The sequence below is a fragment of the Microcoleus sp. w1-18aA5 genome, from assembly GCF_036701705.1.
Classification (GTDB): Bacteria; Cyanobacteriota; Cyanobacteriia; order Cyanobacteriales; family Microcoleaceae; genus Microcoleus.
The window spans coordinates 1-17,888 of record NZ_JAUPTE010000083.1; the positions used below are offsets into that span (position 1 = coordinate 1).

The following is a 17,888-nucleotide window of genomic DNA, read 5'->3' on the forward strand; positions in this document are numbered from 1 at the left end:
TTTTGAGCAACAGCTTGCCTTCTGCTAAAAGGCTGCTACTTTTAGCTGCACTGATTTTTTAGTCTAAACTACAGTAAAAAAGATAGTGCATCAACCTAACTATTAATTTGGCTACATAGTTATACCACTACCAGCTCCGCAATCTGTTCCTCGGACTTTCCAGAAAACATCATTGCCTTCCCGTCAGCCTCCACCATAAAGTGATGCCCATTGTCAGTAATAAAGTGCCAAGCGACTATTCTTTTGCCACCGTACTCATTCATAGTATCGCCTGCCGTAACGCGCTCAAGCTTATGGCCGGCTGCATCACACAAGGCTCGTATCAGTTTAATGTATTTCGGCTCGGCAGCACTGGCCTGGGCGAGCCGGGCCTCGCGATCGGAAATACTCAATGCTCGTCGAGTGACTTCCTGTTGGATTCGATCTTCTGCTACAACAATCAGGCCGGGGCGCGCTTTTAACCAGTTAGCATTTAATCGTTCGAGACTCTCCTCTTGTGCGATCGAATAAAAGTCCTCATTGATGCCATTTAGCCTGTCTCTCTCAGCATTTTCGCCGAATAACCCACTCGAAAAGAACGATGCTAACTTTGTCTTTCCTGCTGTAACCAGCGCCTCTCCTTTTGCAAAAAGATCGGTATGTTGTGTCGCGCCGATTTGCCCAAGGCCTTCTTTAACTAGCGCGATGACCGCAGGCTGCCACCTTGTGTTATAGACAAACTGAGCAAAACCACCATTATTCACCTGCCCGAGGTAATAATCAACGTAGTAACTGAGGAGTGCGTCGTGAGAAATTTCTGAGAGATTCAGAAGCTCTTCAAATAGTGCATTCACAAAGTCAATATTTGATTGGATCGTCGCGCGGATATCATCGCTATTCATGCTTTCCGCTGAGAGCACGACCGCATCTTTCGAGCCAAGTATGTCGTCACTCATTTTTCCGTCTCCCTCTTAGGCTAAAACTTTTTATGTGGCCCAACTATTAATTATATTGCAGTTGCAACATTGAACATAGCCTATCAAGCTCTTTTATGCTTTTTGAGGAACGACAATACTGAAAATCACATCAGCGTTCATCTGTGTTTATCTGCTGAAATCTGCGGTTTAAAAATCCCAATCTAATCGATTTACTTCGATCCGGTATATAGAAAACCCCCAAACCATTTTAAAAATCAAGTTTGGGGGTTTTCTTCCTAAATGCAGTTTAAATCACAACTTACTCGGCTCGATCGCCGGAGCACGCAGAGACACAGTTTTATCCGCAGCAGCCTTAGCCACAAGCGACGGCACAGAATCCCGCAATCTTGCAGTCAACTGTACAGTAGTCGCATCGTAAACCTGAGTCAGCATCTTCGGATACAAACCAATACCAATAATCGGCACTAACAGAGCCGCAATAATAAACACTTCTCGCGGTTCCGCATCCACCAATTCTTCGTGATCGGACAATTCCTTATTTTCAGGCCCGTAGAAGATTTCACGCAGCATCGACAGCAGATAAATCGGAGTCAAAATCACCCCGACAGCAGCTAGAAATACCACACAAACCTTAAACACAGGATTGTAAGCATCGCTCGTTGCAAAACCTACAAACACCATCAATTCTGCTACAAAACCGCTCATTCCCGGCAAAGCCAAAGAAGCCATAGAACAAGCAGTCCACATGGCAAAAACCTTACGCATTTTCTGTCCTACACCGCCCATTTCGTCCAGCATGAGCGTATGAGTACGATCGTAAGTGCAACCCACCATAAAGAATAAACTCGCCCCGATTAAACCGTGGGAAACCATTTGCAGCATTGCACCGCTCATTCCCAAATCAGTAAACGAAGCTATCCCGATTAACACAAACCCCATGTGCGAAATCGAAGAATAAGCAATTTTTCGCTTCAAATTGCGCTGAGCAAAAGAAGTTAAGGCGGCGTAAACAATGTTAACCACACCCAAAATTACCAAGATGGGTGCGAAGACAGCGTGAGCATCCGGAAGCATTCCCGCATTCATCCGCAGTAAAGCGTAGCCGCCCATTTTTAGCAGAATTCCTGCTAGCAACATGTGGGCAGGTGCGGTTGCTTCGCCGTGAGCGTCAGGGAGCCAAGTGTGCAGGGGGAAAATTGGCAGTTTGACGCCGTAAGCTATTAAGAAACCTGTATACAGGAGCAATTCTACAGTGGGGGCATAATCTTTAGCTGCGATCGCCCGCATATCGAAAGTCACCGTATCGCCGTAAAACGCCATCGTTAGCGCGCCCAGCAAAATAAACAGCGAACCGCCTGCGGTGTATAGGATAAACTTAGTTGCTGCGTAGAGGCGCTTCTTGCCGCCCCAGATTGACAAAATCAGGTAAATCGGGACTAATTCCAGTTCCCAAACTAGGAAAAACAGCAACATATCCTGTACGGCAAAAACTGCGATTTGGCCGCCGTACATTGTCAGCATCAAAAAGTAAAATAGCTTCGGTTTAAATGTGACCGGCCAAGCAGCTAAAGTAGCCAGAGTAGTAATAAAACCAGTCAGCAAAATCAGCGGCATCGATAAACCGTCAGCACCCACAGACCAATTTAAATCGAGTTGCTGCACCCAAGTATAGCTTTCTACCAGTTGCAAATCTGGATTGCTGAAGTCGTACTGAGTGTAAAAAGCGTAAACAAGTAGGGCAAAATCGATCAAACCGACAATTAGGGCATACCACCGCACCGTCTTGCCATCCTTATCGGGAATTAAAGGAATCAGCAAGGACGCAGCAATGGGAAACAGAATTGTTGTTGTTAACCAGGGAAAGTTAGCTGTATCCATTGCGTTTTAAAATGATCCATCAGTTATTAGGTTTAAACACATTTTGCCAATTTTAGCCTAAATTTTATACTTTCTTTATACGGCACAAATTTTTTTGCTATTATTTGGATAAATTATCCGATCGCAACAGTTAATTTTAATCAAAGATTACTTCTATTGGCTAATTGTCAATTGTGAGTTATTGAGCTGATACCATTTCTTAAAATATCTCCTAGTGGGGATACGGCCATGCCCAAAGCGTGTGAACTTAAGCCTAAAAACTTTTGTATCTTTCGTTGCTCGCCCAGTTTATATCCCCCTAAATCCCCCTTAAGAAGGGGGACTTTGAGAGAATACTCTTGTTCCCCCCTTATCAAGGGGGGTTAGGGGAGATCTAGACTTCGAGACAAACAAGAGATACAGTCGGTTTGACATTAAGTTGACACTAAATGCCGTGTCCCTACCGATTTAACTGACTCCCGAAACGATCGCAAAACCCAGAACTGCGACAAACACAATCAAGGCATAAAATTGAGCGCGACCGCTCTCAAAGTATTTCAAACCTTCGCCGCTAACCAGGGTGATAAACCCTGTTAAGTTGACGACACCATCGACGACTCGCAAATCCACTTCCATGACTTGCCGCGCTAAACGGCGGCTGCCTTTGACAAAGAGAAAATCGTTGATATCGTCGAGATACCACTTGTTCAGGGAGAACTCGTAAAGCGGTTTGATTTTTTGGGCGATCGCACTTGGGTCAATTTTACGGCTCAAATACATCAGAGAAGCCAAAGTAATGCCCAGCAAAGCAATACCTACAGAGCTTCCACCCATAATCAAAAATTCCGTCAAATTGAACTCAGCAGCGTGTTCCAAAACTTCTTCGAGAGACTCGCCAGGAGCGCGAACAAACTGCTCGAAATAATTGGCAAACGGCGTACCGAGAAAACCGATAAACACAGAAGGTACTGCCAGCAACACTAGCGGCAGAGCCATTGTCAGAGGAGATTCGTGAGGCAAATGGTCGTGCTCATCGTGACTGTCGTCAGTTGAGGCCAATTCCTTAACGTTCATCGCTCCCGGGCCAAAAACAAGACCGGGTTGCAAGAGTTGCCGCTTGATGGCGCTGTCATTTCCTCGGAATTCGCCCTCAAAGGTGCTGAAATACATCCGGAACATATAAAACGCGGTCATCCCCGCCGTCAACCAGCTAACAGCCCACAAAGCGGGATTTGCTGCGAAGGCGCTGGCGAGGATTTCGTCTTTTGACCAAAAACCAGCAAACGGCGGAATTCCGCAGATTGCCAAATTACCGATTAAAAAGCAAGAAGCGGTAATCGGCATATATTTCCGCAAGCCGCCCATGACTCGCATATCTTGCGCGAGTGCGGGGTTGTGGCCTACAACTGCTTCCATACCGTGAATGACTGAACCTGAACACAGGAACAGCATTGCTTTGAAATAAGCGTGGGTCATCAAGTGGAAAAGTCCGGCACTGTAAGCGCCGACGCCCATTGCCATCACCATGTAGCCGAGTTGGGAGATGGTGGAGTAGGCGAGGCCTTTTTTGATGTCATTTTGGGTAATCGCGATCGAAGCACCCATAAATGCCGTAAAACAGCCGGTGCAGGCGATCAAATTCATGACTGCCGGCAGCCCTTCAAACACCGGGTACATCCGAGCAATCAGGAATACGCCCGCGGCTACCATTGTCGCGGCGTGGATTAAGGCAGAAATCGGTGTCGGGCCTTCCATTGCGTCTGGGAGCCAGACGTGGAGGGGGAATTGAGCGGATTTGGCTGCTGGGCCCAAAAATATCAGGACGCCGAAGATTGTCGCCAGAGTCGCCGAAAGAGCACCGGATTCGACTAAGGAGTGCAGGCGTTCGCCCATCACCTCAAATTCAAAGCTGCCGGTGGCCCAGTAAATGCCGAGGATGCCCAGCAGCAGGCCGAAGTCGCCGACGCGGTTGGTGACAAAAGCTTTTTGGCAAGCGTCAGCAGCGGGTTTGCGATCGTACCAAAATCCGACTAGCAGGTACGAACACATACCTACAAGTTCCCAGAAAATGTAAATCTGAACGATGTTCGGGCTGATTACCAGACCCAACATCGAGGCGCTGAAGATGCTCAGGTAGGCGTAAAAGCGCACGTACCCGTCGTCGTGAGCCATGTAGCCGTCGGTGTAAATCATCACCAAAAAGGCGACCGTAGTGACGATCGCCAGCATCACCGACGTTAGGGGGTCGATAATATAGCCCATATTCAGCGAGAAGTCGCCAGCAGAAGCCCACTGAATACTGCGGGTGTAGGGTGCGTGGCCCTGTAGTTGACTCCACAGCAATGCGAAGGAGAGTACCATTGACCCGCCGAGTGCGGAGACGATTAATATCGCATTCGCTTGTCGGAGCTTGTTGGTTGCCTGGTTAAAGGTGATTAAGCCTAGACCTACTAGCATTGCGCCTGCCAGTGGCAGGACTGGAATCAGCCAAGCATATTGATAAAGCAGTTCCATGACTGATAGGTAGTTTAAAGTTTCTACTAGATATTGCCAAAACTGTAAACAATTGTGACACACGCCTGCGCCACTGGGCCAAAATACTTGATCCAATTCTTTAAGTATTGCTATACCTGAGTGCAATCGCGAGCAAGACGATCGCACTACTTTTTTCATCGCCAGCGAGACGATCGCACCCTACTCCGAAAATTATTATTCCTGTGGCAAGGGAAACTATAGGACAAATCTCACAGTCCTGTGCGTTCAAGACTGCGAGATTTATTTTGGTGTCCGATGGTTGATTGACAAATGGGGAATGCCTTCTGCTTCCGACATAAAAGCCGAATGCCTTCTACACAAGAGCCGAATGCCTTGGAACCATTACCGGTTGGCTACTTCCTGAAGTTGCAGCCGTTGAGATGGGGAAGCTACGTGAGCCGCCAGCATCCAGGAATCCAGAGTCCGCCGCAGTTCCTCGCGTCCTTTGTAGTCTTCCAATCTAAATCGAACTTTATCGCCCTCAAACAAAATCAGCGTCGGCAGACTTGTCAGCCGATAAGTGTGGGCCAACTTGAAACATTGATCGGCATTCACCCCTACTAGCTTGACTTTTTCTGCCCACTGTGCCTCAAAAGTCTTAAGCGTGGGGTCGATCGCGCGGCACAAACCGCACCAAGGAGCCGAAAAGTGAACTAAAACGGGGGTAGAGGCTTGAAACACCTCTTGTGCAAAAGTGCGTTCGCTAACCGACAACACCATGAGCCCTCAAAATTTAATAATTTTTTTTCTATCCTAGGGATCATGCTACCAGTATATGTTCCTAGTGACACGCATCAAAAAAGGATGAATTTCCCACAGCAGGCCCGTAAAAATGACTACACCTAGATAGGAAGGGCGCAGAAACTCTAGCAAATCAAGGGTTTGACGCTTTTGCAGGATTGCCAAAAAAGGAATAATTGAGGTTCGAGATTTGATGGTTTCAAAGGAATCCCCAAAACGAGCCTGAAGCCGCCTGTCGCCGTGCCACACTCCGAACAGGTGGTGAAGTACCAAACCGATGGAAGTGACGAGGGTAAAGCTAGTGCCAATCCACAGGGTGTGGGCCACGCACCAAATCAGTTGTCCCACCATTTGCGGGTGACGGGTGATGCGAATGATGCCAGTTTCGTAGAGGTGAACTTGGGGTTTTTGGACGGCGGCAATTTCTAGGAGGTTGAAAGTTGCTGGGTACAGAAACAGAAAGGAAATTGCCGAAAGTATCCAAACTGCCGGTTTAACTCCGGGGACGCCCTGTACTTGCCAAAGCTGCACGCCGTCGTAGCGGTGGTTGAAAAAGTAGACAATCAGAATGACGGCTAGCGGCAAACTGACAAGGGCAAACAAAACGCGGTAAAGTCTCGGCCCGATCAGCTTTTCACCTTTGGGCCGGAGGGCTGCTAAACCGCTGTGGGCGATCGCAAAAACCAGTAACAGGCCCAGAATAACTAAGTGGGAGTCAAGCGCCAAGTCGATCGTCATTGCAAATATTAAGAAAAGTTATTGATTCTCGGCCAATTTGTGTCACAAAGTATCTATGGGAGCATTCAGCGGTTATCAGTCAGTTAACTGTTCACTGTTCGCTGTTGACTGTTCGCTGTTCGCTGTTGACTGTTCGCTGTTGACTGTTCGCTGTTTGCTGTTCGCTGCCTACAGTCAACCGTCAACTGACAACTGACAACTGACAACTGACAATTTAGATATATGTCTGACCTTCCTTTCACTTTAGACCAGTTACGCATTCTCAAGGCGATCGCCTCTGAAGGAAGCTTCAAACGCGCGGCGGACAGCCTCTATGTATCCCAGCCAGCAGTTAGCTTGCAGGTGCAAAACTTAGAGAGACAATTGGACGTGCCGCTGTTTGACCGGGGGGGGCGGCGGGCGCAACTGACCGAAGCCGGACACCTGCTGCTGAGTTACGGCGAGAAAATTTTATCGCTTTGCCAGGAAACTTGTCGAGCTCTGGAAGACTTGCAAAATCTCCAAGGCGGTACTTTGATCGTCGGCGCTTCTCAAACAACGGGAACCTATTTGCTGCCCCGGATGATTGGGATGTTTCGCCAAAAGTACCCGGATGTAGCGGTACAACTTCACGTTCATTCGACCCGCCGCACGGCGTGGAGTGTGGCCAACGGGCAAATCGATTTGGCAATTGTTGGCGGAGAGATTCCTACCGAACTTGTAGAAGCTTTAGAAATTGTTCCTTACGCTGAGGACGAACTGGCTCTGATTCTTCCTCCGTCTCACCCGATGGTACAACAAGAAACTATCCAAAAAGAAGACCTTTACAAATTGCAGTTTATATCCCTCGATTCGCAGTCTACGATCCGCAAAGTAATCGATCAGGTACTGACTCGCTGCGGCATTGACACGCGCCGCTTGAAAATAGAGATGGAACTAAATTCGATCGAAGCCATTAAAAATGCCGTTCAGTCGGGGCTAGGAGCTGCTTTTGTCTCGGTTTCGGCGATCGAAAAAGAGTTGCTCATGGGCGTCTTGCACAAATCTCAAATGGACGAAGTTTTGGTAACTCGGATTTTGTCGCTGATTTACAACCCCAACCGCTACCGTTCTAAAGCAGCAGAGGCTTTCAGCAATGAAATTTTGCCTCAGTTTGCTACTTATTCGACCATCCTGGAGAAGAAAGAACCCCCAGCGCTCGATGTGGGATTCATAGAAATAGGAACTCCCAACTCGGCGGGAAGTTAATCTCTTAGGTCGCTGGCAGTTAGCAGTTCGCGGTTAGTTGAGAAATCGAAATCTGATTTAACAATCACTTTTTCTTCCCTCTTCCCTCTTCCTTTTTCCCTCTTCCTTCTTCCCTCTTCCTTCTTCTTAGCAAACAAAAATGGAAGTTTACTGCACCCGACCAGGCTGCCCGCGCCCTCAAAACTATTTTCCCGACCTCGATGACAGTTCGCGGCTGAAAACGGTGCAGCAAAAGTTTTGCACGACTTGCGGGATGCCCCTGATTTTGAGCGGGCGCTATTTGCCCGTGAGGTTGTTGGGTCAAGGCGGTTTTGGGGCGGCATTTTTGGCCAGAGACCGCTATACTCCCGCGATGCGGCAGTGCGTTGCTAAACTTTTGCAGCCGTCGGTAAGTCTGACTCCGCCCCAGCTAAAAATCGCTCAAACTCTGTTTGAACGGGAAGCGGCGGTGCTGGAAGAACTGGGAAACGAACATTCCCAAATTCCGAGTTTGCTCGCTTTTTTTGAGCTGACTGTTACGAGTTTGCAGCCGGGAAAAAACGATCAGTTTTTCTATCTGGTTCAAGAATTTATTGACGGTACAAATTTGGAGGATGAACTAGCTGTTAAAGGCAGATTTTCGGAGGCGGAAGCGGTAGAGGTGCTGCGGGAAATTTTGAAGGTTCTCGATTTTGTGCACTCTCGGGGTTCGATTCACCGGGATATTAAACCTGCTAATATTATGCGCGGTAAAAACGGTCGGCTTTATTTATTAGATTTTGGGGCTGTTAAACAAGTAACACAAAGTGTTGGGAGTGCAAAAGCTTCGACTGGTATTTATTCTTTGGGTTACGCTCCGCCAGAACAGATGAGCGGGCAAGAAGTTTATCCGGCAACAGATTTGTATGCTTTGGCTGTGACTTGTATTACTTTGCTAAGTGGTTTGCAGCCGACGGAGCTTTTTGATAGTTATAGAAATGAGTGGAATTGGCAGTCGCGGGTGCAGGTAAGCTTGCGTTTGGCTCACGTTCTCGATCGAATGTTATTATCAGCTCCCAGCCAGCGGTTTCAATCTGCGAGTGAGGTGGAAGCGGCTCTGATGTCTCGGCCTCAACAACATTCTCCACCACCTAAAGTCGTGGTGTCGCCGCCTCCGATACCTCTTCAACCGACTCTGCCGCCTCCTGTACGGGTTCCTGCAACACCTCCTGGAGGGCTGCAACCTCCGCAGAGACCGAGTTTTTCGATTTGGGAGGTTTTGTCGGGGGCGGCGTTTACGGGTTTTGAAGGGGGGGTGCTGGCGATCGCCCTGACGAGTTTGCTGCCGTCTCCTGGCTTGAGTATCGGATTGTTGGGGATGATTGTGGCGGGTTTGATTTACGGCCAGTACCGCAGGGCGATCGAACAAACTGAGATGTTGATTATTGGTGCAGGTACTGTGGCTTTGCTGTGGTTTTTCCCGGTTTTACAGACGGCGGCACTTGCGATTTATCCGAATTCTCCGATCACTGGCGTGTTGTTTGTGGGATGGTTGGGTGCTTTGGGTGCGATCGCTGGCACAGCTATTTTTCGATTAATTTATAAGTTACTTTCTACTATTTTTTAAGCTAATAGTCATCTCCAGAAAAGCCTGTTTTGAACAGGCAAGATGCCTGTTCCACAATAATTATGGGAGATGTTTAATTTAAAATGCAGACTCAGAAGTCTATCTACCCTAATTGGGTCATTGCTTGCGGTCCAGAAGCCCGATCGCGCCCTGCAACTTGGGAGACTTCCGGTTTTGCCATAATCGGAGCTGAACCCACCTTCAGCCCCAATCAGCGATTTGTGCTGATAGGTGACTGCTGCTTCGATCGCACTCCCATGCTCAAACAACAGATTGACACAGATGGATTGACCGATTTGGCGATCGTCGGGCGGCTATGGGAACAGTACGGTACTAAAACACTGAGCTTACTGGAAGGACAATTTGCCCTTGCAGTGTGGGATAGAGACGAGCAAACCTTGTGTCTGGGGCGCGATCGCGTCGGAGCCAAAACCCTCTATTACACCCGTACAGGAACGACTCGCTGGATTGCGCCCCGACTGCGATCGCTCAATCCGTATCACGATCGAGAACTTGATTTAGTTGCTTTGCGCGACTACTTGTGCTGTGCCTTTGTACCCGGAACACAAACGCTGTGGGAAGCGGTGCGAGAGTTGCGACCCGGTAGCTACCTGTACTTACCGGATATTGAGGCGCAGAGATACTGGCAGCCACAGGAGCAAATTACTAACGCCGATCGCCCTTTGGAATGGCACAGTCAACAAGTGCGATCGCTTTTGGAACAACTGGTGCAGGAAGCGCTACCAGCGGGAGAACCAGTCGCAGCATATCTTTCGGGTGGTATTGATTCAAGTTGCGTCGCGGCGATCGCCACAAGGCTGCATGATCGTCCGGTACACACTTTTTCGATGCACTTTGGCGCTCAATATCCCAGCGAGATTGAATTTGCCAACATCGTTGCGGCACATTGTGGCACTGAGCACCACATTTTGGAAGTTTCGCCGCAGCAAATTTGGGAGTTGCTGCCGGAAACGCTGGCGGCGATGGATGATCCAGTGGGGGAAGGCTTGACGGTTCCCAATTTGCTGTTGGGGCGATCGGCAAAGCAATTCGCAGACGTGGTACTGAATGGCGAAGGTGGCGATCCGTGCTTTGGCGGGCCGAAAAATAAGCCGATGCTGCTGAATAGTTTGTACGGTTCGATTCAGGGTAAACCAGATCCGATCGCAGCTTACTTGACTTCGTTTCAAAAATGCTATGTGGATTTGCCACGTTTGCTGAAGCCGGAGGTTTGGGAAAAGGTGAAGAATGCGCCTTCCGTCTTTGCTGAGGAATTGCAACAGACAGAAACGACGTTTTTGAATCGGCTGATGCGGCTCAACATTGAGTTTAAGGGAGCCGATTACATTTTGACCAAGGTAAATAATCTCACGGCTGCGGCGGGACTAAAAGCTCGATCGCCTTTGTTTGATTCGCGGATGGTGGCACTGAGTTTGCAAATTCCGCCAGAATATAAGCTTTCGGGCGCGCAGGAAAAAGCGGTTCTCAAGGCTGCTGTGGCGGATTTGCTGCCCGATGTCATTGTCAACCGTCCGAAAAGCGGGATGGTGATGTCGATGCAGCAGTGGTTTTTGAGGGATTGGCAGCGGCAAGCGCGATCGTTGTTGCTGAATCGTCATGCGGCGATCGCGCCTTACCTCGATCGAACACTAATCCGCGAGTGGCTAAACTATCGTGGGGAAGTTTTTCCCCGCTATGGGCTGAAGTTGTGGCTGCTGGTGACGCTGGAAATTTGGTTACAAGTAAATCGCCGTTAGTTACCCCCAATTAGGGTACGGGGCCGTGCTTTTCGTCGTGTCAACTTCAGCAGTTGACCTTCAAATTTATCGATCGACAGCGGCATTTTTCCTATACGGTTTTCGCTCTTGTTTATAGAACCGAATTAAACCGCAGAGGGCGCAGAGGATACAGAGAAACGGAAGAGACAGATGAATCATTCCGATGCCAACGGATTTGATAGAAAATAAAGATTTACCTTGGTCGTTGAATTAGCCAGAAGTCTCTCAAAATTATTAACCAGGATTTTGCACCTTTCTCTCCAAGAATTTCATATCATTTCCGATCGATTAACCATAATATCCCGGTCGGGGCGGGTTTTTGAGATTGTGAATTATTGGCTGGTATTCTTGGTGAACTCGCCCTACCTACAAAAATCGTGGTTCCTCGACCGGACATGATATCAGTTGTCAATTTCTTATTTAACAATCCGTATTTTTAGCCCCCAATTTCAAGCACTATTTTACCAGTTACTGAGCCTGTTTCTAACAGTTCGTGAGCGGCTTGCGCTTCTTCGAGAGGGAAAGTTTTGCTGACGTGAATTTTTAGCAAGTTGCGATCGCACAAACGAGCACACTTCTGCAAAATATGAGCCTGCTGTTCCTGTTCCTCCACCAAACCTTCCAGCATCGGTGTTAACATTAATTCCAGACTAATTCTCAGATTTCGCATTCTCGCTGTTTTCAAATTTCCCAAAGCTGGATCGGGTTCCAAAATTGTTACCAAATCTCCATAAATCTTCACAGCCGGAATAGTTTGGTAAAAAGTTTCTCCCCCGACTGTATCGAAAGCCAAATCAACTCCTTGTCCTTGAGTCCAAGTCAAAACCTCATCGACAACATTGGTATTTTTGTATAAAATAACTGAATCTGCACCTAGGTGCTTGACAAAATTGGCTTTTTCCTGAGAACTAACAGTCGTGCAAACCTCTGCACCCTGCAACTTCGCCAACTGTACCGCGACGTGGCCGACACCGCCGGCACCAGCTTGAACCAGGACTTTTTGACCGGCTTGCAAGCGCCCTCGATCGTACAGCGATTCCCAAGCTGTAATTAAAACTAACGGTGCCGCCGCCGCCTCAGCAAAACTTAAAGCAGCAGGCTTGAGGGCGAGAAAGCGTTCGTCTACTACGGCAAACTCAGCATAAGTACCCCTCGATCCGCCCAAACCGCCATTGCAGAAAAAAACCTCGTCTCCTACTTGGAAACTTTGCACACCAACACCGACAGCCTCTACGACTCCAGCACCGTCGCACCCCAAAACGTGAGGAGCTTTATCGGGGTAAAAAGTGCCGCGCGATCGCAACTTAGTATCTATCGGATTGATACCCGCCGCTCGCAACCGCACCAAAACTTCAGTTTCTGTTTGTATAGTAGGGGCGGGGATATCTTGCAGTTTCAATACGGACGGGCTTCCGGGGGTTTGAAAAACAATCGCTTTCATCATGGGTGTTACACTAGATCAGATAATCCCTAAACTTTATTGTATATTGCTTAGCAAAGCAACAAAAAAAAATTCGTTTATCCAAAATTTATGATTGTTGTTGAAAGGCATTACATAGATCGTCAGCATCCGTTTTATAAAGAGTTTGATGACTTATCATTTCTGTCCAAAATTTTCTACTATCATGGTAAATGTTTATGATAAAACACTTTTTCAGTTCGGGATATAAAGTTGGTAGCACTAGAATTATCCGACAGTTATTTGCCATCTTAAAACCTAGAGACATATCTCAATCATTCACGGCTAAAATTAGAAATCAAGGTCTCAAAGAAGTTGTTCATGATTGGGAGGATTGCCAAAATTTAAGAATAGCTTATGACCTAGATATACCTCGATTTTCATTCCTACCCAGCATTCCCCAATACCAACATAAAATCTGTACACGTAACTTGTTAAGTTCTGATAACCACTCCCTAGAAAAAAGGGGAATAAACCTCAATAAAGGACTACTTCATTTATCTCAAAGTGACATAATAATTTCTACAAAATTCCAAGATGTCATAAAGGTAAGGGTAGTTTCTGCAACAGCGCTCTACTTTTTTGAGGTTGCTAATCAAAAGCCTGTAACGTTGATGAATTTAAATTACCACCTCAGAGAAGGTATAGATTTAGGGATTGATTACTTCGTCGCTTTGGCATCTAATAAGCCAACATTTACTCCAACTATTTATGATAAAAAACATCTCAAATTAATTACTCAAGCTTTCAATCAGCCCAGAGCATTTTTACTGTCAAAAATAGATCGGAAAAAATCTACCACGCGCCAAATCCAGCAAATCACATTTAATCGAAACAAGCCCTTAGAAAACTACCTTCATCAGACCAGCAGTTTGATTGTCAAGCGGTTGGAGTATGAGAAAATAATCCAGTTAATTATTGGCACAAAGGTTAGGAATAAACCGAATATAAAATTACAAAAAAAGCATCATATTTGTGGCGTCATTCCTCATACAGAGCCCATAAAATTTATTACTTGCAAAACTGAGTTAGTCGGTATCAAGGTAATAGTTACACAAGCATATTATACAAATAAGTTCAGATTTGGGGATTTAGAGCCTGTCGGTAAGCAAGAGTCTTACCAGGGTAAGATCGGTAAACGCGAGTGGTTTCGGTCTTGGAATGAAAGTCGAATTAATTCTGATGTGAAGGCAGCGTTAAATATAATTAGAAAAGTAAACGTAAACTCACCCCCTTAGAGGAGTGCCACAATCGTATATATGTGTTTACAATTTCACCTGTACGGGTTCAGCCTGTACGAAAAAAACCACAAAAAGTTCGGTAATGTCAAGTATTGCCAGGTTTTTTGGGAACTGTTAACTCTCTTGTCGCCTTCACGGCGATCAGACCTTGTATTCGTTACCCATCCGTGACGATACTTAGTTATTTTTAAATAGATTGGCTTCAGATAACTACAACAATTGTCGAGCGGTGCTAATCGATGTTCGATCTAGATTTATTTTTTTACTTTGAGATTCTTGCATATCTTCTGGGATTATTGGCGACTTTAGCCGTGGTGTACGCGATTTATCTCAAGTGGCACCGAAGGCCTTCCAGGCTACCGCTAGCCAAAGAGCAACGGCAGTTGGCAGACTTAAAGCCGGACGATTTATCTGCAGGATTGAAAATGCCGAAAAACTTTGTGATTTTCCGGAACTCAAATCGGTGGCCGGCAACTGACAGCTTCTTGGGTAAAGTTTTAGGTGTGGGCCGCGCTGTATTCTTGCCCAAGCAACAGCGCCTAACAGTGAATTCTTCGCCTATTGTGGGGCCTGGAAATAGCAAAACCCTAAGTCTGAGCATTTCGGGTTCGATGGGGGAAAATCCCGATCGCCCGAATGCCGAGAATCCTCCCAAAGTTAATGCTTTCGCGCAATTAGAGGAAGATTTGCTGGGCGAAATCCTAGCAGGTACTGATTCGCCGGGGGGAGGAGAATTCTTTGATGCCTTAGTTTGCCACTTAGCCTCAGCACTGGGAGTTCGCACCGCCGTCGCTGCCAAATCGATTAAGTCGAAGCCACGCACCGATGCTGCTGCCGATAGATTGCAAGTTATTAGTTTTTGCAGCGACGGACAGCAGCAGCCAAACTTTGAGTACGACACCGCCAATACTCCCGAAGCGCGGGTGCTGGAGGGGGGAATGTATTCCTGTCCCGACTACCTCTGGGAAACTTTTCCAGAAGACCGCAGACCGGTAGTAACAGGTGCGCGCAGTTTCCTGGGAGTCTTGCTGAAAAACTCTTACGGCGAACCTTTAGGCATTATCTGTATTTTCCACGATCGCCCCTTGGTGGAAGCACATCTTGCCAAATTCCGATTAATTCTCAGCATCTTTGCCGGACGGGCCGCCGCCGAATTAGAGCGGCAGCGCCTAGAAGCAGCACTGTCCACTGTAGAAGCGAAATACTGCGCCCTGGTAGAACAAATGCCTGCTGTCACCTACATTTCTCCCCTCAACCGCACGGCTGCCAAACTTTACATCAGCCCGCAAATCGAGACTTTTCTAGGTTATTCTGTAGCTGAATGGAGAGCCGATCCCGACCTGTGGCTGAAACTCGTTCACCCAGAAGACCGTGACCGCGTGTTAGTTGAAAACGCTACACAGAAATTCACCGATGGAGAAGATATCTTCTGCGAGGGGTCGCTGGTTTCAGAATACCGGGCGATCGCCCGCAACGGTCGAGTAGTCTGGTTCCGCGATCAAGCGACCGCAGTTCGCGATGAAGCAAGCAAATCTGTCATCCTTCAAGGCGCCATGTTTGACATCACAGAGACTAAAGTAGCTGCCAGCGCACTGCTAGAAAGCGAATACCGCTATTACACCTTGGCAAAAATACTGCCGGTCGGGATTTTCCGCGCCGACGCTGCTGGAGATTGCTTGTACGTCAATGAGCGATTTTTGGAGATGGCGGGACTGACTGCACCAAAGGCACTAGGCGAAGGTTGGGCGCAAAGTTTGCATCCCGAAGACCGCGAGCGTGTTTTGAGCCAGTGGTATCGCGCTGTCATAGACAAGTTGCCCTGTAAGTTAGAGTACCGTTTTTGCAACGGTGACTTCACAACCTGGGTATTTTGGCAAGCAGTGCCAGAAATGACGAAAAGCGGGGAAGTTCTAGGCTATCTCGGCACGTTGACCGATATCACCGATCGCAAGCAGGCAGAATTCGCGCTGCAACAGGCGGAAGAGAAATACCGCAGTATCTTTGAAAATGCGATCGAAGGAATTTTCCAGATAACGCCTGACGGGCGCTACCTCAGCGCTAACCCTGCTTTGGCGAGAATTTACGGCTACTCCTCGGCTGCCGAATTGATCGCGAACATACGCAACATCGACCGCCAACTTTACCTCGATCCCAACCGCCGCGTTGAGTTTTTGCGTGCGATCGAAAAACAAGGTTTTGTGTCTGAGTTCGAGTCTCAAGTTTACCGTGCTGACGGCACTACTATCTGGGTTTCCGAGAACGGCCGGGCAGTTCGCGACCCTGACGGAAATTTACTTTACTACGAAGGCACTGTCGAAGATATTACCCTCCGCAAAATAGCAGAAGATAAGTTGGTACACGATGCTTTGCACGATATGCTAACCGGTTTGCCCAACCGAGCTTTATTTATGGATCGCTTGGGGCACGCGATCAATCTTTCAAAACGCCGCCCCGAAATTTTGTTTGCGGTGCTGTTTATCGATCTTGATCGCTTTAAGGTTGTTAACGACAGTTTGGGGCATTTAGTGGGCGATCGGTTGCTAATCGCGATCGCGCAGCGCCTGGGAATCTGTTTGCGCGCTGGAGATACCGTTGCGCGTCTTGGCGGCGACGAATTCGCTATTTTGCTGGAAAATATCAAAAGCACCGAGGATGCGATCCAGATTGCCGAACGAGTGCAAGCGGAACTGGCAGAGCCTTTTTACCTTAACGAATATCAAGTTTTTACCAGTGCTAGCATTGGGATTGTTTGTTCTGGTTTGCCTCGGTATTCAAGGGAAACCAGCAAACTGTCGAGTCCCGAAAATCTGGGAAATATCGATCGGGAAACTTCTTTGTCTTGCTTATCTTCCGACTCTCCTGTTCCCAATGTCCCGTTCCCAATGTTGTACGATCGACCTGAAGAACTGCTCCGAGATGCAGATGCTGCCATGTATCATGCTAAGGGATTGGGCAAAGCTCGCCACGAAGTTTTTGACTTAAGTATGCACACTCGCGCCGTCGCCCTTTTGCAACTGGAAAACGACCTGCGACGCGCTTTAGACTCCCAGGAATTTCAGCTTTACTATCAGCCTATCGTCTCTCTAGTTACTGGTAGAATCAGCGGTTTTGAAGCGCTGATGCGGTGGTATCACCCGCAGCGGGGTGTCGTATCTCCCGGCGAGTTTATTTTAGTAGCTGAAGAAACTAGATTGATTATACCTATGGGCTGGTGGATGATGCGATCGGCTTGTCATCAGATCCACGAGTGGCACCAAAAATTCCCAGCTAATCCGCCGTTGACTGTCAGCGTCAACCTTTCTAACCAACAATTTAAACAACCGGATTTAATTGATCGCATTCGCGATATTTTACAAGAAACTCAGCTTGACCCCCGCACTTTAAAGGTAGAAATTACTGAAGGCGTCATCATGGAGAATGCTGAATCAGCAGTGGCTATCCTCGCGGAATTGAAAAATTTAGAAATTCAATTATATATTGACGATTTCGGCACTGGCTATTCTTCTTTGAGCCGCCTACACACCTTTCCAACTGATGCTTTAAAAATCGATCGAGCTTTTGTCAGCCGCATGACTGAAGATGAAGGAAACGAAGCGATTGTACAGACTATTTTAATTTTAGCCAGTCATTTAGGTATGGATGTAATTGCTGAAGGAATCGAAACCAGCGAACAGCTTAATTTACTTAGAGCTCTGCAATGCGAATACGGACAAGGATACTTTTTCTCAAAGCCGATAGACAGCATCGCAGCCACACTTTTGATAGCAAGTCAACCTAAATGGTAATTTGACTGTTGGCTGTTGACTGTTG

11 protein-coding genes are annotated in these 17,888 nt (G+C 47.4%); 5 read left to right on the plus strand and 6 right to left on the minus strand.

The features are described 5' to 3' along the window. Window positions 1-119: 119 nt before the first annotated feature. The 5 genes from Q5691_RS22985 to Q5691_RS23005 all read right to left on the minus strand — a co-directional run bounded on the left by Q5691_RS22985 (window position 120) and on the right by Q5691_RS23005 (window position 6,788). Window positions 120-935: a DMP19 family protein gene (locus tag Q5691_RS22985; RefSeq protein ID WP_333226627.1), complete on the minus strand. Its 816-nt coding sequence runs from the start codon at window positions 933-935 to the stop codon at window positions 120-122. A 273-nt stretch (window positions 936-1,208) separates the two neighbouring features. Next, complete coding sequence (gene ndhD1 / locus Q5691_RS22990) at window positions 1,209-2,795, minus strand: photosynthetic/respiratory NAD(P)H-quinone oxidoreductase subunit D1 (protein WP_445242578.1); 1,587 nt, start codon at window positions 2,793-2,795, stop codon at window positions 1,209-1,211. Window positions 2,796-3,242: 447 nt separating this feature from the next. Continuing rightward, on the minus strand, window positions 3,243-5,288 hold the full coding sequence (locus Q5691_RS22995) for an NAD(P)H-quinone oxidoreductase subunit 5 (RefSeq protein ID WP_333210842.1): 2,046 nt from the start codon (window positions 5,286-5,288) through the stop codon (window positions 3,243-3,245). 363 nt (window positions 5,289-5,651) lie between these two features. Next, window positions 5,652-6,029 (minus strand): thioredoxin family protein, encoded by a 378-nt coding sequence (locus tag Q5691_RS23000; protein ID WP_333135247.1) that lies wholly within the window; start codon window positions 6,027-6,029, stop codon window positions 5,652-5,654. A gap of 45 nt (window positions 6,030-6,074) precedes the next feature. Next, a complete protein-coding gene (locus Q5691_RS23005; protein ID WP_333210840.1) occupies window positions 6,075-6,788 on the minus strand; it encodes an NnrU family protein in 714 nt (237 codons plus the stop codon). Window positions 6,789-7,010: 222 nt separating this feature from the next. On the opposite strand from Q5691_RS23005, the gene Q5691_RS23010 reads away from it, so the two are divergent. The 3 genes from Q5691_RS23010 to Q5691_RS23020 all read left to right on the plus strand — a co-directional run bounded on the left by Q5691_RS23010 (window position 7,011) and on the right by Q5691_RS23020 (window position 11,357). Beyond that, window positions 7,011-8,015 carry a LysR family transcriptional regulator gene (locus tag Q5691_RS23010; RefSeq protein ID WP_333128272.1) on the plus strand — a complete coding sequence of 335 codons (1,005 nt, stop codon included), beginning with the start codon at window positions 7,011-7,013 and terminating at the stop codon, window positions 8,013-8,015. 139 nt (window positions 8,016-8,154) lie between these two features. Further along, entirely contained in the window at window positions 8,155-9,600 is a 1,446-nt protein-coding gene (locus Q5691_RS23015) for a serine/threonine-protein kinase (protein WP_333347282.1), read from the plus strand. Window positions 9,601-9,683: 83 nt separating this feature from the next. After that, window positions 9,684-11,357 carry an asparagine synthase-related protein gene (locus tag Q5691_RS23020; protein ID WP_333347286.1) on the plus strand — a complete coding sequence of 558 codons (1,674 nt, stop codon included), beginning with the start codon at window positions 9,684-9,686 and terminating at the stop codon, window positions 11,355-11,357. Between the two features lie 457 nt (window positions 11,358-11,814). On the opposite strand, the gene Q5691_RS23025 is transcribed toward Q5691_RS23020, so the two are convergent. Next, window positions 11,815-12,819, minus strand: a complete 1,005-nt coding sequence (locus tag Q5691_RS23025) for a zinc-dependent alcohol dehydrogenase family protein (RefSeq protein ID WP_333347299.1) — start codon at window positions 12,817-12,819, stop codon at window positions 11,815-11,817. Between the two features lie 197 nt (window positions 12,820-13,016). Here Q5691_RS23025 and Q5691_RS23030 point away from each other — a divergent pair, with 197 nt between their 5' ends. Continuing rightward, on the plus strand, window positions 13,017-14,075 hold the full coding sequence (locus tag Q5691_RS23030) for a transposase (RefSeq protein WP_333347289.1): 1,059 nt from the start codon (window positions 13,017-13,019) through the stop codon (window positions 14,073-14,075). A 242-nt stretch (window positions 14,076-14,317) separates the two neighbouring features. Beyond that, window positions 14,318-17,863, plus strand: a complete 3,546-nt coding sequence (locus tag Q5691_RS23035; RefSeq protein WP_333347292.1) for an EAL domain-containing protein — start codon at window positions 14,318-14,320, stop codon at window positions 17,861-17,863. Window positions 17,864-17,888 lie beyond the last annotated feature (25 nt).

Bases quoted from the DNA above. Each gene is read 5' to 3' on its own strand.
- Q5691_RS22985 (WP_333226627.1), bottom strand. From the start codon at position 935: ATGAGTGACGACATACTTGGCTCGAAAGATGCGGTCGTGCTCTCAGCG.
- ndhD1 (WP_445242578.1), bottom strand. From the start codon at position 2,795: ATGGATACAGCTAACTTTCCCTGGTTAACAACAACAATTCTGTTTCCC.
- Q5691_RS22995 (WP_333210842.1), bottom strand. From the start codon at position 5,288: ATGGAACTGCTTTATCAATATGCTTGGCTGATTCCAGTCCTGCCACTG.
- Q5691_RS23000 (WP_333135247.1), bottom strand. From the start codon at position 6,029: ATGGTGTTGTCGGTTAGCGAACGCACTTTTGCACAAGAGGTGTTTCAA.
- Q5691_RS23005 (WP_333210840.1), bottom strand. From the start codon at position 6,788: ATGACGATCGACTTGGCGCTTGACTCCCACTTAGTTATTCTGGGCCTG.
- Q5691_RS23010 (WP_333128272.1), top strand. From the start codon at position 7,011: ATGTCTGACCTTCCTTTCACTTTAGACCAGTTACGCATTCTCAAGGCG.
- Q5691_RS23015 (WP_333347282.1), top strand. From the start codon at position 8,155: ATGGAAGTTTACTGCACCCGACCAGGCTGCCCGCGCCCTCAAAACTAT.
- Q5691_RS23020 (WP_333347286.1), top strand. From the start codon at position 9,684: ATGCAGACTCAGAAGTCTATCTACCCTAATTGGGTCATTGCTTGCGGT.
- Q5691_RS23025 (WP_333347299.1), bottom strand. From the start codon at position 12,819: ATGAAAGCGATTGTTTTTCAAACCCCCGGAAGCCCGTCCGTATTGAAA.
- Q5691_RS23030 (WP_333347289.1), top strand. From the start codon at position 13,017: ATGATAAAACACTTTTTCAGTTCGGGATATAAAGTTGGTAGCACTAGA.
- Q5691_RS23035 (WP_333347292.1), top strand. From the start codon at position 14,318: ATGTTCGATCTAGATTTATTTTTTTACTTTGAGATTCTTGCATATCTT.